This window comes from Cupriavidus sp. HMR-1, from assembly GCF_000319775.1.
Taxonomy (GTDB): Bacteria; Pseudomonadota; Gammaproteobacteria; order Burkholderiales; family Burkholderiaceae; genus Cupriavidus; species Cupriavidus metallidurans.
In genome coordinates, this window is sequence record NZ_ANKP01000061.1 from 1 (window position 1) to 21,408 (window position 21,408).

General features: G+C 65.5%; 17 protein-coding genes and 1 pseudogene. 8 read left to right on the top strand and 10 right to left on the bottom strand.

Annotated elements, in window-relative coordinates:
- From D769_RS32655 to D769_RS09510, 7 genes and pseudogenes are all read right to left on the bottom strand, one after another.
- Positions 1-208 (bottom strand): annotated as a pseudogene (locus D769_RS32655) (hypothetical protein); the annotation flags it as partial.
- A gap of 62 nt (positions 209-270) precedes the next feature.
- The gene (gene ubiE / locus D769_RS09485; RefSeq protein ID WP_008644379.1) at positions 271-1,002 is read right to left on the bottom strand and encodes a bifunctional demethylmenaquinone methyltransferase/2-methoxy-6-polyprenyl-1,4-benzoquinol methylase UbiE; all 732 of its coding nucleotides are present in this window, start codon (positions 1,000-1,002) and stop codon (positions 271-273) included.
- 35 nt (positions 1,003-1,037) lie between these two features.
- Entirely contained in the window at positions 1,038-1,454 is a 417-nt protein-coding gene (locus D769_RS09490) for a DUF971 domain-containing protein (RefSeq protein WP_008644381.1), read from the bottom strand.
- A gap of 70 nt (positions 1,455-1,524) precedes the next feature.
- A complete protein-coding gene (locus D769_RS09495) occupies positions 1,525-3,435 on the bottom strand; it encodes an ABC transporter ATP-binding protein/permease (RefSeq protein WP_008644384.1) in 1,911 nt (636 codons plus the stop codon).
- Between the two features lie 150 nt (positions 3,436-3,585).
- Positions 3,586-4,020, bottom strand: coding sequence for an HIT family protein (locus tag D769_RS09500; RefSeq protein WP_035881359.1), 435 nt, complete (start codon positions 4,018-4,020; stop codon positions 3,586-3,588).
- A gap of 77 nt (positions 4,021-4,097) precedes the next feature.
- Entirely contained in the window at positions 4,098-8,072 is a 3,975-nt protein-coding gene (locus D769_RS09505) for an FAD/FMN-binding oxidoreductase (protein WP_008644386.1), read from the bottom strand.
- A gap of 169 nt (positions 8,073-8,241) precedes the next feature.
- Positions 8,242-8,820 (bottom strand): YqaA family protein, encoded by a 579-nt coding sequence (locus tag D769_RS09510; protein WP_008644387.1) that lies wholly within the window; start codon positions 8,818-8,820, stop codon positions 8,242-8,244.
- Between the two features lie 249 nt (positions 8,821-9,069).
- Here D769_RS09510 and D769_RS09515 point away from each other — a divergent pair, with 249 nt between their 5' ends.
- From D769_RS09515 to D769_RS09550, 8 genes are all read left to right on the top strand, one after another.
- Positions 9,070-9,564, top strand: coding sequence for a (2Fe-2S)-binding protein (locus tag D769_RS09515; RefSeq protein ID WP_008644388.1), 495 nt, complete (start codon positions 9,070-9,072; stop codon positions 9,562-9,564).
- An 11-nt stretch (positions 9,565-9,575) separates the two neighbouring features.
- Entirely contained in the window at positions 9,576-11,954 is a 2,379-nt protein-coding gene (locus tag D769_RS09520; RefSeq protein ID WP_008644389.1) for a xanthine dehydrogenase family protein molybdopterin-binding subunit, read from the top strand.
- Between the two features lie 16 nt (positions 11,955-11,970).
- Positions 11,971-12,771: a xanthine dehydrogenase family protein subunit M gene (locus tag D769_RS09525; protein ID WP_008644390.1), complete on the top strand. Its 801-nt coding sequence runs from the start codon at positions 11,971-11,973 to the stop codon at positions 12,769-12,771.
- A 76-nt stretch (positions 12,772-12,847) separates the two neighbouring features.
- Positions 12,848-13,744: a MoxR family ATPase gene (locus D769_RS09530; RefSeq protein ID WP_008644391.1), complete on the top strand. Its 897-nt coding sequence runs from the start codon at positions 12,848-12,850 to the stop codon at positions 13,742-13,744.
- Positions 13,745-13,833: 89 nt separating this feature from the next.
- Positions 13,834-15,033, top strand: a complete 1,200-nt coding sequence (locus D769_RS09535) for a VWA domain-containing protein (RefSeq protein WP_008644392.1) — start codon at positions 13,834-13,836, stop codon at positions 15,031-15,033.
- On the top strand, positions 15,024-15,593 hold the full coding sequence (locus D769_RS09540) for a carbon monoxide dehydrogenase subunit G (protein ID WP_008644394.1): 570 nt from the start codon (positions 15,024-15,026) through the stop codon (positions 15,591-15,593). The genes D769_RS09535 and D769_RS09540 overlap by 10 nt, the downstream gene beginning before the upstream one ends.
- On the top strand, positions 15,566-16,612 hold the full coding sequence (locus D769_RS09545) for an XdhC family protein (protein WP_008644396.1): 1,047 nt from the start codon (positions 15,566-15,568) through the stop codon (positions 16,610-16,612). Before D769_RS09540 ends, D769_RS09545 begins: the two co-directional genes overlap by 28 nt.
- A complete protein-coding gene (locus tag D769_RS09550) occupies positions 16,609-17,211 on the top strand; it encodes a nucleotidyltransferase family protein (protein WP_008644398.1) in 603 nt (200 codons plus the stop codon). Before D769_RS09545 ends, D769_RS09550 begins: the two co-directional genes overlap by 4 nt.
- Positions 17,212-17,247: 36 nt before the next feature.
- On the opposite strand, the gene otsA is transcribed toward D769_RS09550, so the two are convergent.
- The 3 genes from otsA to otsB are packed head-to-tail and all read right to left on the bottom strand — an operon-like array spanning position 17,248 to position 21,333.
- The gene (otsA, locus tag D769_RS09555) at positions 17,248-18,642 is read right to left on the bottom strand and encodes an alpha,alpha-trehalose-phosphate synthase (UDP-forming) (protein WP_008644400.1); all 1,395 of its coding nucleotides are present in this window, start codon (positions 18,640-18,642) and stop codon (positions 17,248-17,250) included.
- A 31-nt stretch (positions 18,643-18,673) separates the two neighbouring features.
- Positions 18,674-20,536 carry a glycoside hydrolase family 15 protein gene (locus D769_RS09560; RefSeq protein WP_008644401.1) on the bottom strand — a complete coding sequence of 621 codons (1,863 nt, stop codon included), beginning with the start codon at positions 20,534-20,536 and terminating at the stop codon, positions 18,674-18,676.
- On the bottom strand, positions 20,533-21,333 hold the full coding sequence (gene otsB, locus D769_RS09565) for a trehalose-phosphatase (RefSeq protein ID WP_008644402.1): 801 nt from the start codon (positions 21,331-21,333) through the stop codon (positions 20,533-20,535). The genes D769_RS09560 and otsB overlap by 4 nt, the downstream gene beginning before the upstream one ends.
- Positions 21,334-21,408 lie beyond the last annotated feature (75 nt).

A 21,408-nucleotide genomic window follows, 5' to 3' on the forward strand; every position in this document is an offset into this window, starting at 1 on the left:
CCGTAGCCGGTGCTGCCTGCGCCGGTTGCTGGGCCGGCGGCGTGTTTTGCTGCGCCGGCGCCTGCTGGCGCTGCTGCGTCACGCCCGACGACTGCTTGCCGATACTGCGCGATCCACCCAGACGCTTGGCATTGGCGTCGAGCGCTGCCCCGAGAGCCAGTGTCGCGATGAGCGACATGGCCAGGAATTTTCCGCGAAAAGATGACATATTCTTCTATCCCCTGTCATTCTCGATCAACATGCCTTGCATTGCCGACCGAACATGGCGAATTAATACTTTCTCCCGACGTGGAGCGCCACTACTCCGGCCGTCAGATTGAAGTATTCGACCTGTTCGAGCCCAACTTGTTCCATCATGCGTACAAGTGAACCCTGGTCCGGATGCATTCTGATCGATTCGGCCAGATAACGATAGCTAGGGGCATCCCCCGCCACGCGCTCGCCAAGCCACGGCAGAACCTTGAAGGAATAGACGTCGTAGAACTTCTCGAGCGGTTTCCAGACCTTCGAGAACTCGAGCACCATGACCTTGCCGCCCGGCTTGATCACCCGGCGCATCTCGGCCAGCGCGGCGTCCTTGTGGGTCATGTTCCGCAAGCCGAACGCCACCGTGACGAGGTCGAAGTAGTTGTCCGGAAACGGGATCCTCTCGGCATCGCACAGCGCCACCGGCGTCACGATACCCTTGTTGAGCAGGCGGTCACGGCCGACGCGCAGCATCGACTCGTTGATGTCGGTCAGCCAGACTTCGCCTGTGGGGCCGGCCTGCTTCGCGAAGGCCTTGGCCAGATCTCCGGTGCCGCCGGCAATGTCGAGCACTTTCTGGCCCGGGCGCACATTGGCCTGGGCGATGGTGAACACCTTCCAGAGCCGGTGCATCCCACCGGACATCAGGTCGTTCATCACGTCGTACTTGCTTGCCACCGAATGGAAAACGCCAGCAACCTTGTCGGCTTTTTCAGATTCGTCGACCTTCTCGAAACCGAAGTGGGTTTCGCTCATCTCTCGGACTCCAGGATTCTTTCAATCAATAGTGGTCAATGGTGATGACCACATGCATGGCCGCCGCCGGGCGCCATGGGCGCATCGCGATCCAGCCCCGCGTCTGCCAGACGCTTCAGGTAGTCGGCCCAGAGGGCTTCCTGCTGGTCGCCCAGCCGGTACAGCAACTCCCACGAATAGATGCCGGTGTCGTGGCCATCGTCGAACCGGATCTGGATGGCGTAGTTGCCCACCGGCTCCACGGCGGCAATGCCGACGTCGCGCTTGCCGGTCTGCAGCGTTTCCTGTCCCGGGCCATGACCCTGAACCTCGGCGGACGGCGAGTATACGCGGAGTAACTCGAACGGCAGCCGCCAGGTGTTGCCATTGTCGAAGCCGATTTCGAGCACGCGCGACTGCGTATGCACGGTCAGCGCGGTGGGATGAGGGGTGTCTTTTTCGAGGCCAGCCATAGATGAAGGGCACGATGCCGCGACCCGACCACCCTCCGCCACTGCTGCGAGGCCGGCCGCGACGGCGCCGTCACGCGTCTTGTACGACCCGATAGCTTACTCCACCGCCCTCCAATTGCCCATCCCGCGGCCCGCCGCCGCTCTCATCCGAGGCATCGCCGACCGGCAGGTAATGCAGGCGGCGGTCGTGGAACGCGGCCACGGTGCTACGGTGGGCGATGCTGATGATCGCGGCATCCGGCAGGGTCTCGACCATGAGCCGGTACATCGCGCCTTCGGTTTCCTCGTCGAGCGCGCTCGTGGCCTCATCGAGGAACAGGTAGTCGGGCTTTTGCAGCAATGCACGCGCGAATGCCAGCCGCTGCTGTTCTCCCGGCGACAGCCGCAGCGACCAGTTGTCGAACACATCCAGATGCTTGATCAGCATACCGAGGCGAGCCTGGCGCAGCACGTTGGCCAGCGCTTCGCGCGAATGCGCGTTGCCGGCATCGGGGTACGACAGCGCATCGGCCAGCGTGCCGATCGGCAGGTAACTGCGTTGTGGCAGGAACAGCATGCGCTTGTGCGGCACCGTGATCTGGCCATGACCGTACGGCCAGATGCCCGCCAGCGCGCGGAACAACACGCTCTTGCCGCAACCGGAAGGGCCATTGACGAGCCAGCGCTCGCCTGGCCCGATCGACAGCGAGAACGGCGCCACCAGTGGACGTTGTCCCGGGCGCTTCAGCGGATCGACGCCTTCGTCGTCCGGGCCGGGGCCGCCGCGCACCGGCAGGGCCAGACCAAGTCCGGTAATCGTGATGCTGTTGTCGGCCTTGTCGGTGGACTCGACCACCTCGATATCGCCCGGACCCTCGTGGGTCAGATCCTCGCGCTCAGCCACGCGAATCGCTTGCTGGAAGTCGATCAGACGGTTGGCGGCCGCCTTCCAGCCGACCAGCGTGGCGTAACTATCGACGAACCATGACAGGGCGCCCTGTACCTGCCCGAACGCAGAGTTGATCTGCATAAGGCCGCCCAGCGTCAGCTTGCCGGAGAAGTAGCGCGGCGCCGCCACCAGCAGCGGGAAGATGATCGCGAACTGGCCGTAGCCCGAGTTCACGAACGTCAGCCGTCGCGTATAGCGCATCAACTGGTTCCAGTTTTCCCGGATGCGTTCGAAACGCGCGCGCAGGCCAGCCTGCTCGGTCGCCTCGCCACGGTACAGCGCCACCGGCTCGCTGTTTTCGCGCAGGCGAACCAGCATGAAACGGAAGTTTGCTTCGTACTGTTCCTGCTGGAACGACAGGCCGATCAACGGACGGCCGACGAAGTGGGTAATCAGCGAACCGACCACGGCGTAGCCGATCGCGAACCACACCATATAACCCGGGATGGTCAGTTCGGACCCGCCGAGCGCCAGACTGATCGGCCCGGACACCACCCAAAGGATGCCGATGAACGACACCAGCGTGACCACTGAGTTGAGCAGCCCCATCGACAGCGAGAGCGCGCCATCCGTGAACTGGCGCAGGTCGTCGGCCAGACGCTGGTCGGGGTTATCGGTCGAATGGGTCTGCTCGATGCGGTAGTAGGCCTGGTGGCCAAGCCAGCGCTGCATGAACCGGCCGGTCATCCATGTACGCCAGCGCATCTGCAGCATCATCTGGTAGTACTGGCGCGAGATCGCCAGCACGATGAAACAGGCCGCGATCCAGGAGAATCGCAGCAGCAATGCCTTGAAGGAGACGAAGTCGCGCTGCTCGATGGCGTTGTAGAACACGCGGTTCCACTCGTTGAGCAGCACGTTGATATAGACGATACCGAGGTTCAGCGCTACGACCAGGGTCAGCAGGCCAAGCCCCGCCTTGCGGTCTTCAGACTTCCAGTAGGGCATGATCAGCGCCCAGGTGGCAGCCAGGCGCAGGCGGCTCTGGTCCTTGAGCGCCTTGGCCGGTACGGCCGGGCCGGGGACGATGACAGACGACGGTGTGGTGGACATGGAAGACGCCCGGAATGGCCCGCGGCCTGGGGACGCCGGCAGGCATGTTGTTGTTTGACTGGTGTCAGACGCACCGCCACGGCGGTGGGTTCCTTACCAGACTGCAACGGCACTTTACCAAGGTGGCACGGCGTCGTGCCGAGGGATGCTTCAGTCGGCCGAATCCAGCGCCGAAAGTGCTGCACGCAGCGCCGGCAGCCGGTCGGCAAGTTCGGCGACGCGCGCCGCGTCGGCCGTCCGTTGCGGCGCGGCCCAGATCGCTTCCGGAAAATGCGAATCCCAGCGATAGCGCGGAATGATGTGCCAGTGCAGGTGCGGCACCATGTTGCCGAACGCGGCCAGATTGACCTTGTCCGGCGTCATCACCTCGCGAACGATCCGCTCCACACGCGCCACCAGCCGCATCAGCCAGGCCATGTCGTGCTCGTCCAGATCGGTCAGCTCGGCCACATGGTCGTTCCAGACCACGCGGCAGAAGCCGGGAAAGCGATCGTGCTCGACCAGGATGACGCGCGCGCGGTCGCCCATCCAGACGAGTTCTCCACCATCGGCTTCACAGAGGGGGCAGTTGGGGGCTCGGGTCATGTGGATTGACTGGAGAGTGTTGTTTTGCTCCTCTCCCCATACATGGGAGAGAGGAGCTCATGACTACGGCCGGCGGTTTAAACCAGCACCCGCTCGATACCACCCGCGTTGGCCTTTGCCACGTACTCCGGCAGCCAGTTCTCTCCCAGCAGGTGCTTGGCCATCTCCACGACGATATAGTCCGCCGTCACCGACGCATCCTCGTTGTAGCGCGACAAACCCTGCAGGCACGACGGGCAGCTCGTCAGGATCTTCACGTCGCCATTGAAGTCGCCGTCACGCAGCTTGTCGGCGCCCTTGCGCATTTCCTCTTCCTTGCGGAAGCGGATCTGCGTCGAGATATCCGGACGCGTAACGGCCAGCGTGCCCGATTCCCCGCAGCAGCGCTCGTTCTTCTCGATCTTGCCGCCACCCTGGTTACCGCCCATCAGGTCATTGACGAGCTTGGTCGGGTCCATCGTCTTGATCGGCGTATGGCAGGGGTCGTGGTACATGTACCGCGTGCCGGTGACGCCTTCGAGCTTCACGCCCTTCTCGAGCAGATACTCGTGGATGTCGATGATGCGGCAGCCCGGGAAGATCTTGTCGAATTCATATCCGGCGAGCTGGTCGTAGCACGTGCCGCAGCTCACCACCACGGTCTTGATGTCGAGGTAGTTAAGCGTGTTGGCTACGCGATGGAACAGCACGCGGTTGTCGCTGACCATCTTCTCGGCCTTGTCGAACTGGCCGGCGCCACGCTGCGGGTAGCCGCAGCACAGGTAGCCCGGCGGCAGCACGGTCTGCACGCCGACGTGCCAGAGCATGGCCTGGGTGGCCAGACCCACCTGCGAGAACAGCCGCTCCGAGCCACAGCCCGGGAAATAGAACACGGCTTCCGTTTCGGCCGTGGTCTGTTTCGGGTTGCGGATGATCGGCACGATCTCGTTGTCTTCGATATCGAGCAACGCGCGCGCGGTCTTCTTCGGCAGGTTGCCCGGCATCTTCTTGTTGATGAAGTGAATCACCTGCTCCTGCACGGGCGGCTTGCCGACCGTGGCGGGAGGATGCTGGGTCTGCTTGCGGGCGAACTTCTTCAGCAGTTCGTTGCCCAGGCGTTGCGCCTTGTAACCCCAGCCGATCATGGCCGCACGGGTCATGTTGATCGTCTGCGGATTGGTCGCATTCAGGAAGAACATCGACGCGGCGGTACCCGGGTTGAACTTCTTCTGGCCCATCTTGCGCAGCAGGTTGCGCATATTCATCGACACGTCGCCGAAGTCGATCTTGACCGGGCAAGGCGTCACGCACTTGTGGCAGACCGTGCAGTGATCAGCCACGTCAGAGAACTCGTCCCAGTGTTTGATCGACACGCCACGGCGCGTCTGTTCCTCGTACAGGAAGGCCTCGATCAGCAGCGACGTGGCCAGGATCTTGTTGCGCGGGCTGTACAGCAGGTTGGCGCGCGGCACGTGCGTGGCGCACACCGGCTTGCACTTGCCGCAGCGCAGGCAGTCCTTGACGCTCTCGGCGATCGCGCCGATGTCGCTCTGCTGCATGATGATCGACTCATGCCCCATCAGGCCAAACGACGGCGTATAGGCATTGCGCAGGTCGGCGCCCGGCAGCAGCTTGCCCTTGTTGAAGCGGCCCTGCGGATCGACGCGCTGCTTGTAGTCGCGGAATTCGGAGATCTCGTCTTCGGTCAGGAACTCGAGCTTGGTAATGCCGATGCCATGCTCGCCCGAGATCACGCCGTCCAGCGAACGCGCCAGCGTCATGATGCGGGCCACCGCGCGGTGCGCGTCCTGCAGCATGTCGTAGTCGTCCGAGTTCACGGGGATATTCGTGTGGACGTTGCCGTCGCCGGCATGCATGTGCAGCGCCACGAAAACGCGGCCGCGCAGCACTTGCTTGTGGATCTTCTGCGCCTCGTCGAGGATCGGCTTGAACTCGCCGCCGGAGAAGATCTTGCGCAGCTCGGCGCGGATCTCGTTCTTCCAGCTCACGCGGATCGTGCGGTCCTGCATCAGGTGGAACACGGTAGCGTCCGGCTGCGATTGCAGACGCTGCTCGAACGCCGGGCCGAGCAGGCCCAGGCCATGCCCGATCAGCGCGGCGCGCGCGGCGGCCAGCGGCGTGTCGAGGTGGTCCTGCAGGTAGCGCCAGCGCGCGCGGATTTCACGCAGCAGCGTCAGCGCGTGTTGCACGCGGTCTTCCAGCAGTTCGGCGCTGGGAATCTCGTTGGCGTCGTCGCTGCGGCCAAGCGGCAGGTTGCCGCGCGCGAAGAACGCCTCAAGCTCGTCGGTCAGCTTGAGCTTGTTCTTGATCGACAGCTCGATGTTGATGCGCTCGATGCCGTCGGTGTACTCGCCCATGCGTGGCAGCGGGATCACCACGTCTTCATTGATCTTGAAGGCGTTGGTATGGCGCGCGATGGCGGCAGTGCGCGAGCGGTCGAGCCAGAACTTCTTGCGGGCCTCGGGGCTCACGGCGATGAAGCCCTCGCCGCTCTTGCCGTTGGCCATGCGAATCACTTCCGAGGTGGCGCGGGCCACGGCGTCCTCGTCGTCACCGACGATATCGCCGATCAGCACCATCTTCGGGAACGCGTTGCGCTTGCTCTTGGTGGCGTAGCCCACCGCGCGCAGATAGCGTTCGTCCAGATGCTCCAGACCGGCCAGAATGGCGCCGCCCTCGCGCTTCGACTCGGCGTCGAGGAAGTCCTTGATTTCGACGATGCTCGGAATCGCGTCGCGCGGCTGGCCGAAGAACTCCAGGCAGACCGTGCGCATATGCTTCGGCATCCGGTGCAGGACCCAGCGCGCGCTGGTGATGATGCCGTCGCAACCTTCCTTCTGCACGCCGGGCAGGCCGGCCAGGAACTTGTCGGTGACGTCCTTGCCCAGACCTTCCTTGCGGAACTTGCGGCCTTCGATCGCCAGCGTCTCGGTGCGCAGCACCTTCTCGCCCGGCTTGCGGTTGCCGTCCGACCACTTCAGCTCGAAGGTGGCCACCGGCACGTCGTGGATCTTGCCGAGGTTGTGGTCCATCCGGGTGATCTCGAGCCAGTTGCCCTCGGGATCGACCATGCGCCACCACGCCAGATTGTCCAGCGCGGTACCCCACAGCACGGCCTTCTTGCCGCCTGCGTTCATCGCCACGTTGCCGCCGATGCACGATGCGTCGATCGAGGTCGGGTCGACCGCGAACACCAGCCCGGCCTTGTCGGCGGCATCGGCCACGCGGCGCGTGACCACGCCGGCGCCGGAGAAGATCGTCGCCACCTTGCGCGACACGCCGGGCAGATCGGTCTGCTCGACTTCGCCAAGCTGCTCCAGCTTTTCCGTATTGATGACGGCAGAAAACGGCGTCAGCGGCACGGCGCCGCCGGTGTACCCGGTGCCGCCTCCGCGCGGGATGATGGTGAGACCCAGTTCGAAACAGCCCTTCACCAGGCCCGCGATCTCTTCCTCGGTATCCGGGGTCAGCACCACGAACGGGTACTCGACGCGCCAGTCGGTGGCGTCGGTCACGTGCGAGACGCGCGAGAGTCCGTCGAACTTGATGTTGTCGTGCTGCGTCACCTTGCCCAGCACGCGCTGGGCGCGCTTGCGCAGCGCGTAGGCGTCGGAGAATTCCTGCTTGAAGGCCTCGATCGCCTGCTTGGCGAACGCGACCAGCTGCTCCACACGGTGCGAGCGATCTTCCGCGGCGGGCTCGGCGTGCTCGGCACGGTCGGCGGCGCGGCGCTTTTCGATTTCACCCAGGCGGTGGTGCAGCGCGCTCACCAGCATCTGGCGGCGCTTGGGATTTTCGAGCAGGTCGTCCTGCAGGTACGGGTTGCGGCGCACGACCCAGATATCGCCGAGCACCTCGTAGAGCATCCGCGCCGAGCGGCCGGTGCGGCGTTCCCCGCGCAGTTCGTCCAGGATGCGCCAGGCTTCCTCGCCGAGCAGGCGGATGACGATCTCGCGATCCGAAAATGACGTGTAGTTATAGGGGATCTCGCGCAGACGCGGGGGTGCGTCCTTGGCGGCGAGCTTGGCATCGAGCACGAGTGGGGCGTTCATGGCGGGACCGCTTCCTGCTGCGCACGGGGACGGTGCGCGATTTCGTCTTTAAAGCGCGATTGTACTTCAACGCCCATGTTTGCCGCACCGCAACAACCCCGAAAACCCCCTATAACCCTTGGTTTCGTCAGGGATCTCGCCGTTTTCTGCCCGTCCGGCGCATTCCCGCTCAGAACAACCGGTGGAAGATCTGGCCCACGCCGTGCCAGAAGGAGTCCGGAATCCACAACAGGCTGCCCGTCATCGCCAGATAACGCAGGAACTTGCCGATGGCCATATAACCGACGCTGGGCCAGAACGGCATCCGCAGCCAACCCGCCAAAGTGCACAATGGATCACCAATACCGGGGAGCCAGGACACCAGCATCGTCGGGGGCCCCCAGCGGCGCATCCAGCGGAAATACTTGGCATCGAGCGCCGGCTTGCTGGCCTTCTTCGGGTGTTCCAGGTGCTGCGCGTGTTCGCGCTCATGCTGCCGATTCTGGCGCCGCAGCCGGTAGCGCACCACGGCTAGCTTGGCCGCGTAGCCCATCCACCAGTCGATGGCCCCGCCGATCGTGTTACCGAGCGTGGCCACCAGCACGGCCGGCCAGAACATATCGGGGTTGAGCTTGACGTAGCCGAACACGGCCGGCTCGGAGCCGAGCGGCAGTAGCGTGGCCGACACCAGGCTGACCACGAAAATGGCGGGCAACCCCACCGTCGGGAGGGCAAGGGTGTCAAACAGCCAGTGGATGAAGGCGTCCATGCGCTAGGAAACATAGGGCCGCGAATCGCAGGAGAACCCGCATGGCAGCACCGGTGGTTTTGTGTTTAACTGGGAGAGCCTTTTGCGTCCAATCGTTCACAACGCTTTCGCAAACCGGGCAAACCCGGCAGCACCAATATCACGAAATAGCCGTCTCAACCAAACGGCAGTACCGCGTCGTGGCCAGTCCCGCGCAGTGAATCGGGATGGATGGAGCTGGCCATGCGTGGACCCACACAGGAGACAAGCATGGCGATTCCGATCCGCCTGACGGTCAATGGCAAGCCCGTTGACGCCCAGGTCGAACCTCACACACTACTCGTCCAGTTCCTGCGCGAACACCTGCGCCTCACCGGCACGCACGTGGGCTGCGATACCGCCCAGTGCGGCGCCTGCACCGTCCACCTGGATGGCCGCGCGGTGAAGTCGTGCAACGTGCTCGTGGTGCAGGCAGACGGCGCCAGCGTGACGACGATCGAGGGCCTGGCCGTCAACGGCGAAATGCACCCCGTGCAGCAGGCGTTCCGCGAATGCCACGGCCTGCAATGCGGCTTCTGCACGCCGGGCATGGTGATGGCGGCCACGGCCCTGCTCAAGGACCGCCCCAATGCCGATGCGCAGGCGATTCGCGACCAGCTCGAAGGCAACCTGTGCCGCTGTACCGGCTATCACAACATCGTGCGTGCGGTGCAGCAAGGTCAGGCGGCCATGCAGGGCTCGGCGGCCGTGGCCAGCGCGGAATAAGGAGACCGGCCATGAACGCACCCGAAAAGCTGATCGGTTCGCCGGTCCGCCGCAAGGAAGACTATCGCTTCCTGACCGGCAACGGCCAGTACACCGACGATGTCGTCCTGCCGCACCAGAGCTACGGTTATTTCCTGCGCTCGCCGCATGCTCACGCGCGCATCAAGTCGATCGACACGTCCGAGGCGGCGGCCTCGCCCGGCGTGATCGCCGTGCTGACCGGCGATGACATGGCAGCCGACAAGGTCGGCGGCCTGCCCTGCGGCTGGCTGATCCACAGCATCGACGGCTCGCCGATGAAAGAACCGCCCCACCCCTCGCTGGCGCACGGCAAGGTGCGCCACGTGGGCGACCAGGTGGCGCTGGTCGTCGCCGAATCGCTCCAGCAGGCACGCGACGCCTCCGAGAAGATCGTTGTCGACTACGAGGAACTGCCGGCCGTGATCGGCCTGACCGATGCCTCGTCGGCAGCTTCGCTCGTCCACGACGATGTCCCCGCCAACACCTGCTACACGTGGGGCCACGGCGACAAGGCAGCCACGGACGCGGCATTCGCCAAGGCCGCTCACGTGACCACGCTGCAGATCGTCAACAACCGGCTGATCCCGAACGCGATCGAACCGCGCGCGGTCAATGCCAGCTATACGCGCCAGGATGACGGCTACACGGTCTACGTGGCCAACCAGAACCCGCACGTGGAGCGGCTGTTGATGGGGGCGTTCGTGCTGGGCCTGCCCGAGTCGCGCCTGCGCATCATCGCGCCGGACGTGGGCGGCGGCTTCGGCTCGAAGATCTTCCTCTACCCCGAGGACGTGGCACTGACCTGGGCATCGAAAAAGGTGGGACGTCCGATCAAGTGGACTGCGGAACGCTCCGAGTCCTTCCTGACCGACGCCCATGGTCGCGATCATGTGACCAAGGCTGAACTTGCGCTCGACGCCGACGGCAACTTCCTGGCGATGCGCGTGCACACCATCGCCAACATGGGCGCGTACCTGTCGACGTTCGCCAGCAGCGTGCCGACGATCCTCTACGCGACACTCCTGGCCGGCCAGTACGCCACGCCGGCGATCTATGCCGAAGTCCACGCGGTGTTCACCAACACGTCCCCCGTCGATGCCTATCGCGGCGCGGGACGCCCCGAGGCCACCTACGTCGTCGAACGGCTGGTGGAAGCGGCCGCGCGCGAGACCAACGTCGACCCGGCCACGCTGCGCCGCAAGAACTTCATCCGCACCTTCCCGTATGCCACCCCGGTGGGCCTGACCTACGACACCGGCGACTACGAGCCCTGCCTTGCTCGCGCGGAAGAACTGGCCGACGTGGCGGGATTCCCGGCCCGGCGCGCGGAAGCGAAGCAACGCGGCAAGCTGCGCGGGCTCGGCTACTCGTGCTACATCGAGGCCTGCGGGCTGGCGCCGTCGAATATCGCCGGAGCGCTGGGCGCGCGTGCCGGGCTGTTCGAGGTGGGCGAGATCCGCGTGCATCCGACGGGCACCGTGACGGTCTTCACCGGATCGCACAGCCACGGTCAGGGCCACGAAACCACGTTCGCGCAGATCGTGGCGGACCGCCTGGGCATCGCACTGGATGCCGTCGAGATCGTGCATGGCGATACGGGCCGCGTGCCGTTCGGCATGGGGACCTATGGCTCCCGCTCGCTGGCAGTGGGCGGCTCGGCGATCATGAAAGCGCTCGACAAGATCGAGGCCAAGGCCAAGAAGATCGCCGCGCACCTGCTTGAGGCATCCGACGCCGACATCGAGTTCAAGGACGGCGTGTTCCGCGTAGCCGGCACCGACCGCACCAAGACGTTCGGCGAGGTGGCGCTGACGGCATACGTGCCGCACAACTACCCGCTCGACAAGCTCGAGCCAGGCCTGAACGAGAACGCGTTCTACGATCCGACGAACTTCACGTATCCGTCCGGCGCGTACCTCTGCGAAGTCGAGGTCGATCCCGATACCGGCGAATCGCACGTGGTCAAGTTCACCGCTGTGGATGACTTCGGCAATGTGATCAACCCGATGATCGTGGAAGGCCAGGTACATGGCGGCATTGGCCAGGGTCTGGGTCAGGCGATGCTCGAACAGTGCGTCTACGACCCCGAGAGCGGCCAGCTCCTGACCGGTTCGTACATGGACTACGCGATGCCACGCGCCGGAGACCTGCCCGACTTCACCGTGGAGACGTCCGCCGGCACACCGTGCACGCACAATCCGCTCGGCGTGAAGGGCTGCGGCGAAGCCGGCGCGATCGGCTCGCCACCGGCCTTCATCAACGCCATGGTCGACGCCTTGTCGCCGCTCGGCGTGCATGATCTGCAGATGCCCGCCACGCCGCATCGCGTGTGGCAAGCCATCCAGTCCGCGCAATCTGGCACCGCGTAACCGGGGAGAGCACAACATGTATGCATTCCAGTATGAACGTGCCGCCGACGCCAATGCCGCGGTGGCCAAGCTGAAGGCCGATGGCGACGCCAAGTTCCTGGCTGGCGGTCAAAGCCTGCTGGCGGCGATGAAGCTGCGCCTGGCTTCGCCGTCGACGCTGGTCGATGTGTCGCGCATTCCGGGCATGAACGGGATTCGCGTCGAGGGTGACGCGCTGGTGATCGGCGCCGCCACGCGCCATGCCGATGTGGCGGCCAATGCCGACGTGATGCGCCGTATTCCGGCGCTGGCAGCGCTGGCCAACGGCATCGGCGACCGGCAGGTACGCGCGATGGGAACGATCGGTGGCTCGCTCGCCAATGACGACCCGGCAGCGGACTATCCCGCCGCCGTGCTCGCGCTGAACGCGACGGTCGTCACCGATCGTCGCAGCATCGCGGCGGACGAATTTTTCAAGGGGCTCTATGAAACAGCGCTCGAGCCCGACGAGTTGATCACCGCGGTGCGCTTCCCGTCGCCGGATCAGGCTGCCTACATCAAGTTCCGCAACCCCGCATCGCGCTTCGCGCTGGTTGGCGTGATGGTCGCGCGCACCGGCAAGAGCGTGCGCGTGGCGGTGACCGGCGCGGCAGACAGCGTGTTCCAGGCGCCGGCGCTCGAGCAGGCATTGGCGGCCAGCTTCACGCCAGCGGCCGCCCGAGCCGTGAAGATGGATCCGTCCGGCCTTAACGTGGACCTGCATGCGTCTGCCGAGTACCGCGCGCATCTGATCCCGGTGCTGGCGGCGCGAGCCGTGGAGCAGGCGCTGAAGGGCTAAGGCTGCGTCGTGTTTGTACCTCTCTCCCGCGCGGCGGGAGAGAGGTGCGCATAGCGACGGAACCCGCATTCTCACCATGCTCCCCACCTCGATCGACCAAACCCTCTCGCTGCTCGAAAAGCAGCAATATTTCGCCGACCGCGAGACGGCCACCGTGCTGTATCTCGCGCTTCGGATGCAACGCCCGCTTTTTCTCGAAGGCGAGCCCGGTGTCGGCAAGACAGCGCTGGCGCAAGCCATGGCGCGCGCGCTCGGCACGCGGCTGCTGCGCCTGCAATGCTATGAAGGTCTCGACGCCGCCAGCGCGCTCTACGAATGGGACTACCCGCGCCAGATCATGGCGCTGCGGCTAGCCGAAGCGCGTGGCGAACGGCCGGAGCAGCAATCGCTCTATCACGACGACTACCTGCTCAAGCGACCGCTGCTCGAGGCGCTGTTGCCGGACCCTGCCGCGCCGAACGTGCCGCGCGTGCTGCTGATCGACGAAATCGACCGCGCCGACGAACCGTTCGAGGCGTTCCTGCTCGAAGTCCTGTCGGAATACCAGGTGTCGATCCCCGAAATCGGCGTGGTCCAGGCCGAACGTCCGCCACTGATCGTGATCACATCGAACCGCACGCGCGAGGTGCATGACGCGCTCAAACGTCGCTGCCTTTACCAGTGGATGGGTTACCCGGGCCGCGACCGCGAGCTGCAGATCGTCGCGGCGCGCGCGCCCGAAGCGGCGATGGCCCTGCAACGGCAGGCCGTCGATTTCATCCACCGGCTGCGTGGCATCGACCTGTTCAAGGCTCCCGGCATCGCCGAGGCCATCGACTGGTGCCGCGCGCTGGCCGCGCTGGGCGTGACCGAACTCGATCCGCAATCGGTGCGCGACACGCTCGGCGTCCTGCTCAAGTATCAGGACGACCTGGCACGCGCGGACGGACCGACCATCGCCGAACTGCTCGCCGGGGCAGCACCGGCAGGCTGACCATGCCACGCGCCGCACCGTCCGCCCCCTCTGCCCCCTTTGCCCCCTCTGCCCGACCAGACACATCGGGCACGCCACCCCCGCTGCCGATGCTGGCCCGCAACGTCACGCATTTCATGCGGCTGCTGCGTGACACCGGGTTCGGGCTGTCGCCGGCTCATGCCGTCGATGCATTGGAAGCCCTGCGGCATATCGATATCGGCGCGCGCGACGAAGTGCGGGCCGCGCTGGCGGCACTGGTGCTATCGGGCCCCGATCAGCGCCCGCTGTTCGATGCCGCCTTCGACCTGTTCTGGCGCGACCCCGACTGGGAAAGCAAGCTGCGGGCGATGCTGCTGCCGCGCGTCGATGCGGGGATTCCGCCGCCACGACGCAGCAACCGCCTGGCCGACGCCCTGGCCGCCCGGCAACCGCCATCGCCAAAGCCGGACCAGCCGCCCCGTGAGGAACGCTTCACCGCCCCGCTTACGTTCTCCGATCAGGAGCGTCTGGCGGGGCGCGACTTCGAAACCCTGAACGCCGAAGAGTGGCGCGCGCTCCAGCATCTGGTGCGCACACGGCGCGCGCGTCTGGCCCTGCAGAAGACACGGCGTCTGCGCCCATCCACCTGCGGGAGCCACGCTGACCTGCGCGCGAGCGCGCGACTGGCGGTGCGCCAGCATGGCGAATGGCTGCGCTGGAAGCACCGCAAGCGTGCCGAACGCAAGCCGCCCGTGGTCCTGCTGCTCGATATCTCTGGCTCGATGAGCCAGTACTCGCGCGCCGTCCTCTACTTCTGCCATGCGCTGACGCAGTCCCGCGAGCGACTGCACGTCTTCCTGTTCGGCACGCGGCTGACCAACGTGACGCGCGCGCTACGCGAACGCGATCCGGACGACGCGGTGAACCTGATCACCGAACAGGTCCGCGACTGGGCTGGCGGCACCCGCATCGGTGCCGCGCTGGCAACGTTCAACCGGCAATGGGCGCGTCGCACGCTATCCGGCCGCGCCACGGTGCTGCTGGTCAGCGACGGTATCGATCTGGAGCACATCGATCTACTCGAACAGGAGATGGCCCGCCTGCGCCGCTTTGCGCATCGCATCATCTGGCTCAATCCGCTGCTGCGCTATGAAGGCTTCACGCCGCAGGCGCGCGGCATTCAGGCGATCCTGCCCCACGTCGACGCGCTGCGTGCGGCGCACAACCTGGACAGCCTGTTCGCGCTGGAATCGCTGCTGGCCGATCCCGCGCGCGTCCCGCCTGTCAAAGCATTACGCCCCCAACCAGGATATTCATCATGGAAATGACCCAGACCCAGCGACTGCCCGTGCCCCAACAGGTCGCCTGGGATGCACTGAACGACACAGCGCTGCTCAAGCAATGTATTCCGGGATGTGAGAGCATCGAGCCCGACGGCGACAACGCCTACCAACTGGCGCTGACCGCCGCCGTCGGACCGGTCAAGGCGCGCTTCAAGGGGCGCATGGCGCTGCAGAACATCCAGGCGCCGGAGAGCTACACGATCCAGTTCGACGGACAGGGCGGCGCGGCCGGATTCGGCAAGGGGACGGCGCAGGTCAAGCTCACGCCCGAAGGCGACGAGACGCTGCTCACCTACGCGGTTCACGCGCAGGTCGGCGGCAAGATCGCGCAGATCGGCTCGCGGCTGGTGGATGCCGCCGCGCGCAAGATGGCCGATACCTTCTTCACCCGCTTCACCGAGGCCGTCGGTGGCGGTGGCGCGAACGAAGACGACAACAGTACGGAAACGGAACAATCAGCCGACGCGGGGAAAACGACCGACGGCGGCGATGACACAGGAACAAAGCGGAAACGATCATGGACAGCGTGGATCTCGAAGTCCTGAAATGCAGCGTGCGCTGGCAGCAGGAAGGGCATGGCGTATTGCTGGTGACAGTCGTCAGAACCTGGGGGTCGTCGCCCCGCCCCGAAGGCGCGATGCTGGCCGTGCGTGACGACGGCCTCGTGGTGGGCTCGGTGTCCGGCGGCTGCATCGAGGACGACATCATCGACCGCGTGCGGCACGAGGGCATCCATTCGGGCCTCCCCGAAGCGATCAAGTACGGCATCAGCGCGGAGGAAGCGCACCGCTTCGGCCTGCCTTGCGGCGGCACGATCGAGCTGGTGACCGAGCCGCTGTCGGCGGCCAGCGGCATCGCCGATCTGCTCGACGCGGTGGAGAGCGGCAGGCTCATCGCCCGCACGCTCGACATGGCAACCGGCGCGGCAACGCTTGGGCCAGCCGAGGCCACCGACGGCCTGGCGTTCGACGGCAAGACCCTGCTGACGATCCACGGCCCGCGCTACCGGATGCTGGTGATCGGCGCCGGCCAGCTGTCGAAGTACCTGTGCCAGATCGCCGTGGGGCTTGGCTTCCAGGTCACCGTCTGCGATCCGCGCGAGGAATACACCGAGACCTGGGACATCGCCGGAGTGACGATGGTCCGCACCATGCCGGACGACACGGTCATGGACATGAAGCTCGACGAGCGCTGCGCGGTGATCGCGCTGACGCACGACCCCAAGCTCGACGACCTGGCCCTGATGGAAGCGCTGCGCACGCCGGCGTTCTATGTCGGAGCGCTAGGCTCGCGACGCAACAACCACGCGCGTCGCGAGCGGCTCAAGGAATTCGACCTGACAGAGCTGCAGCTCGCGCGATTGCATGGGCCGGTGGGTATCTACATCGGCAGCCGCACGCCGCCCGAGATCGCGATCTCGATCCTGGCCGAAGTGATCGCGGCCAAGAACCACGTCTCGCTCCCTGACATCCTTCAAGTCGAAGGCGCGAAAGCGGCGCGGGAAATCGCCGCTGGCGAGGCGGCCTGTCCAATCCTGCCCACCGCTTCGGCGGCACAGCCATGAAGAAGCCCGTGCTCTCTCAATCCGACCTGCCCATCGGCATCCTGCTGGCGGCCGGCTTTGGCCGACGCTTCGACCCGGCTGGCGCACGCAACAAACTGCTCGAGAAACTGCCCGACGGCCGCACCGTGGCATGGCGCAGCGCGCGAACGCTTGCGGCGGCGCTGCCGGGTTCGATCGCCGTGGTGCGCCCCGGCAATCCCGAGCTATCGGAAGAGCTGCGCCGCGGCGGCTGCAAGGTAGTCGAATCCGCAGACGCCGAGGCCGGCATGGGCGCGGCGCTACGCGCTGGCGTGACGGCCTGCGCGGATGCGCGCGGCTGGGTCGTGGCACTGGCGGACATGCCGTGGCTGTCGATGGAACTGGTGCGTGCCGTGGCACTGACGATCACGTCGCGCGACACCATCGCCGCGCCGTGGCGCGATGGCCAGCGTGGACACCCGGTAGGCTTTGGCGCCGCATGGCGCGAGGAACTGCTGAAGCTTGACGGCGACGAAGGCGCCCGGGCACTGCTCAAGTCGCAGCCGGTGACGCGCATCCTGACCGACGACGATGGTCCGTTCCGAGACGTGGATGTGCCGGGGGATCTGAAGCAGGCGTAGTCGCCGCGGAATTTGCGGCGCCTGCAGCCTCAACCATCAGCCCCCTTCGGTCTCCATAAGCGCCCGCAGATATTCTCCACTCCACCAGTGCACATCCTGCTGGCGAATCCGCTCCAGCAGTTTCTGGTGACGCGCCTGGCGCTCTGACAGCGACATATGCAGGGCCTGCTGGATCGCCTGCGCGGTGGCGCGCGTGTCATACGGATTGACCAGCAGCGCTTCCTTCATCTGTTCCGCCGCGCCCGCGAAGCGGGACAGCACCAGCACGCCGGGATCCTCCGGGTCCTGAGCCGCGATGTATTCCTTGGCGACGAGGTTCATGCCGTCGCGCAATGGCGTCACCAGCGCCACGTTGCACGCACGGCACAGGCCCGGCAGGCGGCGGCGCGCGGTGGAGCGGTGGATGTAGCGCACCGGCATCCAGTCCAGCTCGCCATACTCGCCGTTGATCGCGCCGGTGATGCCTTCCATGTCGCGCCGCAGGTCCGCATAGGCGTCGACCGATTCCCGTGACGGCGCGGCGATCTGGATCAGCGTGGCGCTTGAACGGTTCTCGGGGTACTCGGCCAGCAGCGTCTGGAAAGCCTTGAGCCGTTGGGGCAGGCCCTTCGAGTAATCGAGGCGGTCGATGCCGAGCAGCAGCCTGCGTCGCGCGTACTGGCCGCGCATCATCTCGTAGGTCTCGCGCGCTTCGTCGGCGCGGCCCAGTTCGATGAACTCGTCGACATCGATGCCGATCGGAAACGCCTGCGCGCGCACGGTGCGATGGAATGCACGGAAGCGGTATTCGCCCATCGGCTCGGCGCCGGCCTCGCCCTGCACGTAGCGGGAGAAGTGCTCGACATCGTCGTGGCTCTGGAAGCCGAGCAGGTCATAGGCAAACAGCGCGCGCATCAGCCACTCGTGCTGCGGAATGGTGGCCAGGATCAGCCGTGGCGGCAGCGGGATATGCAGGAAGAAGCCAATGCGCTGGCCGCAACCGATCGCCCGTAACTCCGCGGCCAGCGGAATCAGGTGATAGTCGTGGATCCAGATCACGTCGTCGGGCTTGAGCAGCGGCGCCAGCTTGCGCGCGAAAAGCTGGTTCACGCGGCGGTAGGCATTCAGGTTGCCGCCTGAATCGAAGTCGGCCAGATCCACCCGATAGTGGAATACCGGCCACAGCACGCCATTGCTGTAGCCCAGGTAGTAGGACTCGAAGTCCTCCCGGCTCAGATCCACCGTGGCCAGCGTGACGTTGCCGGCCTGGATCTGGTGCAGCTCGCCCTCTCCGGGCGTGCCGCCGCGGCTGGCGTCCACCACCTTGCCGCTCCAGCCGAACCACAATCCACCGGTCTTGTTCAACGTGTCGGACAACGCGACGGCAAGTCCACCCGCTGCATGATTCCGCGGGTCGGCAACCCGGTTCGATACTGCTACTAGTCTTCCCATATCTCGCTTCTGGTTGATGTCCACTCCTCGTTCAAATCACGCTGTCCCAGGGGGCCGACAGCCGTACGGCGCCATTGATCAGGCCGACCATCGAATAGGTCTGGGGGAAGTTGCCCCACATCTCGCCCGTGACCGGGTGCGTGTCCTCCGACAACAACCCTAGCGGATTGCGCGCCGCCAGCATGGCCTCGAAGATTTCGCGCGCTTCCTCGCGACGGCCGATGCGCGCCAGCGCGTCGATGCGCCAGAACGTGCAGATATTGAAGGCCGTCTCGGGCTTGCCAAAGTCGTCCGGCGCCTCATAGCGCCGCATGTACGGTCCGTCGCAGAGCGTGTCCTCGAGCGCCTTCAGCGTCGAAATGAAACGCGGGTCCTTTGGATCGATGAAATTCACTTCCGCCATCAGCAACACGCTGGCGTCGAGCACGTTGCCGCCGAAACTCTCCGCGAAAGCCTGTCGCGACTCGCTCCACGATTCGGTCAGGATGCGTTGCTTCATGCGGTCGGCATGTTCCGTCCAGTACGCCGCACGCTGCGGGTGCTCGAGCTTGGTGGCGATCTTGGCCAGCCGGTCGCAGGCTGCCCAGCTCATCAGCGCAGAAGACGTATGGACCCGCGCGCGCGTGCGCAACTCCCACATGCCCGCGTCCGGCGTGCCGAACACGCGCACCGCCTGCTCGCCGACGTCCTCGAGCCGGTGAAATTCAGTCAGGCCGCCACGATGCAGCAGCCGGTGGTCGTGAAACGCCTGCGCGGCGCCGAGCACCACGTTGCCGTAGACATCGTGCTGGAAGTGCTCCTGCGCCTGGTTGCCCACGCGCACCGGGCCCATATTGCGATATCCGCCCAGATGATCGAGAACGCTTTCAGGCAACTCGCGTTCGAGCCCGATGCCGTAGAGCGGCTGGATATGGCCATCCTGCGCCTGCACGACGACATTCGTCAGCCAGCGCATGTAGTCCTCCATCGTGCCAACCTCGGACAGGCTGTTGAGCGCGCGCACCACGAAGAACGCGTCCCGCAACCAGCAGTAGCGGTAGTCCCAGTTCCGGCCGCTGCCGGGCGCCTCGGGAATGCTCGTTGTCATCGCCGCGACGATCGCGCCGGTCTCCTCGTAGAGCGACATCTTCAGCGTGATCGCCGCGCGGATCACGGCGTCCTGCCATTCGCGCGGCACGGCCAGCCGGCGGCTCCAGATGCGCCAGTAGGACGTGGTCTCCTGTTCGAAGTCGCGCGCGGTCTCCTCCACCCCATGCGCCAGCGTTTCATCTGGCCCGAGAATGAAGTTGTAGTTGCGCGTGACCAGGAACGGCGTGTTCGACAGCACATAGGCCAGCGGCGCGTCAGTGGTCATCCGCAGCGTCAGGTCCTCGCCGATATAGCGCACATGGCTGCTGCCGCGAGTCATCTGCGGCTTGATCCGGCCCCAGTTGAAGCGCGGCGCCACCGTGACCCGCACCCGTGGCGCGCCACGGACCGGCCGGATCCGCCGCACCAGCGTCAGCGGGCGGAAATAGCGTCCAAGCCGGAAGAACCGAGGGCAGAAATCGGTGATCTCCAGGCAGTGACCATGCTTGTCGTACAGGCGCGTGCGCAGGATGGCCGTATTCGGCTCGTACCACTGCGTGGACTTCACCAGGTCTTCCACCTCGATGGAAAAGTGGCCGCCATTCTCGCTCGAGTCGAGCAGCGCATTGAAAACGGGGTCGGCATCGTAGCGCGGCAGGCAACACCAGACGATGCGGCCGCGTCCGTCGACCAATGCCGAGAATGCGCAGTTGCCAATCATCCCGAGCGATAGCGACGGATCGGCGTGACGGCCAGTGCAGTTGGTATCGGTATTGAAAGCGGGCGCTTCAGGATGATGCGCGGTAGGGGTGGGGGGGGCGTTCACAGCGAGTCCTCCGTTTCGGACGAAGTGGATGAGACGGACTGCGGCTTGCCGCCGCGTTGCGCCCTGAGCGCCAGAAGAGCATGGGCGGATCGATGAAGCCAGCAACGCAACGCAGCGGGCCCGGTCACGCTGACCGTGGCGGCCGTGGCGCGCTCGCCAACCAGCACGCCCACCCCGCCGAGTTCACGCGCCACGACAAAACCGGCTTCGTCGGTGACATCGTCACCCGCGAACAGCGGCTTGCGTCCTTCAAAGGGGGCCATGCGCATGAACGTGGCAATCGCGCCCCCCTTGTCGACGCCGGCAGGCTTGATCTCCACGACCATTTTTCCGGGCAAGCCTTCCAGCCCATCCACGTCGTGCAGGGTGTCGGCCACCATCGCGCGCACCTGCGCCTCGAGTTCCGGGGCCTGTCGATAGTGAATGGCGACTGCCACGGATTTCCGCTCGATGCGTAGGCCGGGATGGCGCGCGACGAAGGCTTCGAGCCTCGGCATCAATGCCGTGATGCCGGGCGCCGGTGGCATAAACAGCGCTTCGCCGTCATGGCGCAGTTCGGCGCCGTGCACGCCTGCCGCGGGGAGCCTCAGCGGCTGCAGGAAGCCATCGAGCTCGGCAACAGGCCGGCCCGAGATAATGGCCAGAGCACCGTCCAGGCAGGTGTGCAGCGCGCGCAACGTGCCAACCAGTTCGGGCTCGACCTGCACCAGCTCGGGGCGCGGCGCGAGGTCAGCCAGCGTGCCGTCGAAATCCAGAAACAGCGCGGTATCGGGTTCGATGAGAGGTAGCGAAGACATCACGCAAGACCGTAACACGTCGATTTGGAAGGTGTCAGCCGGACGCTGTCCTACAACTGTGGCTGTCACTGCACC

Coding starts and splice junctions, on each gene's coding strand:
- ubiE (WP_008644379.1), bottom strand. CDS start 1,002: ATGAGCGAAACCCACTTCGGTTTCGAGAAGGTCGACGAATCTGAAAAA.
- D769_RS09490 (WP_008644381.1), bottom strand. CDS start 1,454: ATGGCTGGCCTCGAAAAAGACACCCCTCATCCCACCGCGCTGACCGTG.
- D769_RS09495 (WP_008644384.1), bottom strand. CDS start 3,435: ATGTCCACCACACCGTCGTCTGTCATCGTCCCCGGCCCGGCCGTACCG.
- D769_RS09500 (WP_035881359.1), bottom strand. CDS start 4,020: ATGACCCGAGCCCCCAACTGCCCCCTCTGTGAAGCCGATGGTGGAGAA.
- D769_RS09505 (WP_008644386.1), bottom strand. CDS start 8,072: ATGAACGCCCCACTCGTGCTCGATGCCAAGCTCGCCGCCAAGGACGCA.
- D769_RS09510 (WP_008644387.1), bottom strand. CDS start 8,820: ATGGACGCCTTCATCCACTGGCTGTTTGACACCCTTGCCCTCCCGACG.
- D769_RS09515 (WP_008644388.1), top strand. CDS start 9,070: ATGGCGATTCCGATCCGCCTGACGGTCAATGGCAAGCCCGTTGACGCC.
- D769_RS09520 (WP_008644389.1), top strand. CDS start 9,576: ATGAACGCACCCGAAAAGCTGATCGGTTCGCCGGTCCGCCGCAAGGAA.
- D769_RS09525 (WP_008644390.1), top strand. CDS start 11,971: ATGTATGCATTCCAGTATGAACGTGCCGCCGACGCCAATGCCGCGGTG.
- D769_RS09530 (WP_008644391.1), top strand. CDS start 12,848: ATGCTCCCCACCTCGATCGACCAAACCCTCTCGCTGCTCGAAAAGCAG.
- D769_RS09535 (WP_008644392.1), top strand. CDS start 13,834: ATGCTGGCCCGCAACGTCACGCATTTCATGCGGCTGCTGCGTGACACC.
- D769_RS09540 (WP_008644394.1), top strand. CDS start 15,024: ATGGAAATGACCCAGACCCAGCGACTGCCCGTGCCCCAACAGGTCGCC.
- D769_RS09545 (WP_008644396.1), top strand. CDS start 15,566: ATGGACAGCGTGGATCTCGAAGTCCTGAAATGCAGCGTGCGCTGGCAG.
- D769_RS09550 (WP_008644398.1), top strand. CDS start 16,609: ATGAAGAAGCCCGTGCTCTCTCAATCCGACCTGCCCATCGGCATCCTG.
- otsA (WP_008644400.1), bottom strand. CDS start 18,642: ATGGGAAGACTAGTAGCAGTATCGAACCGGGTTGCCGACCCGCGGAAT.
- otsB (WP_008644402.1), bottom strand. CDS start 21,333: ATGTCTTCGCTACCTCTCATCGAACCCGATACCGCGCTGTTTCTGGAT.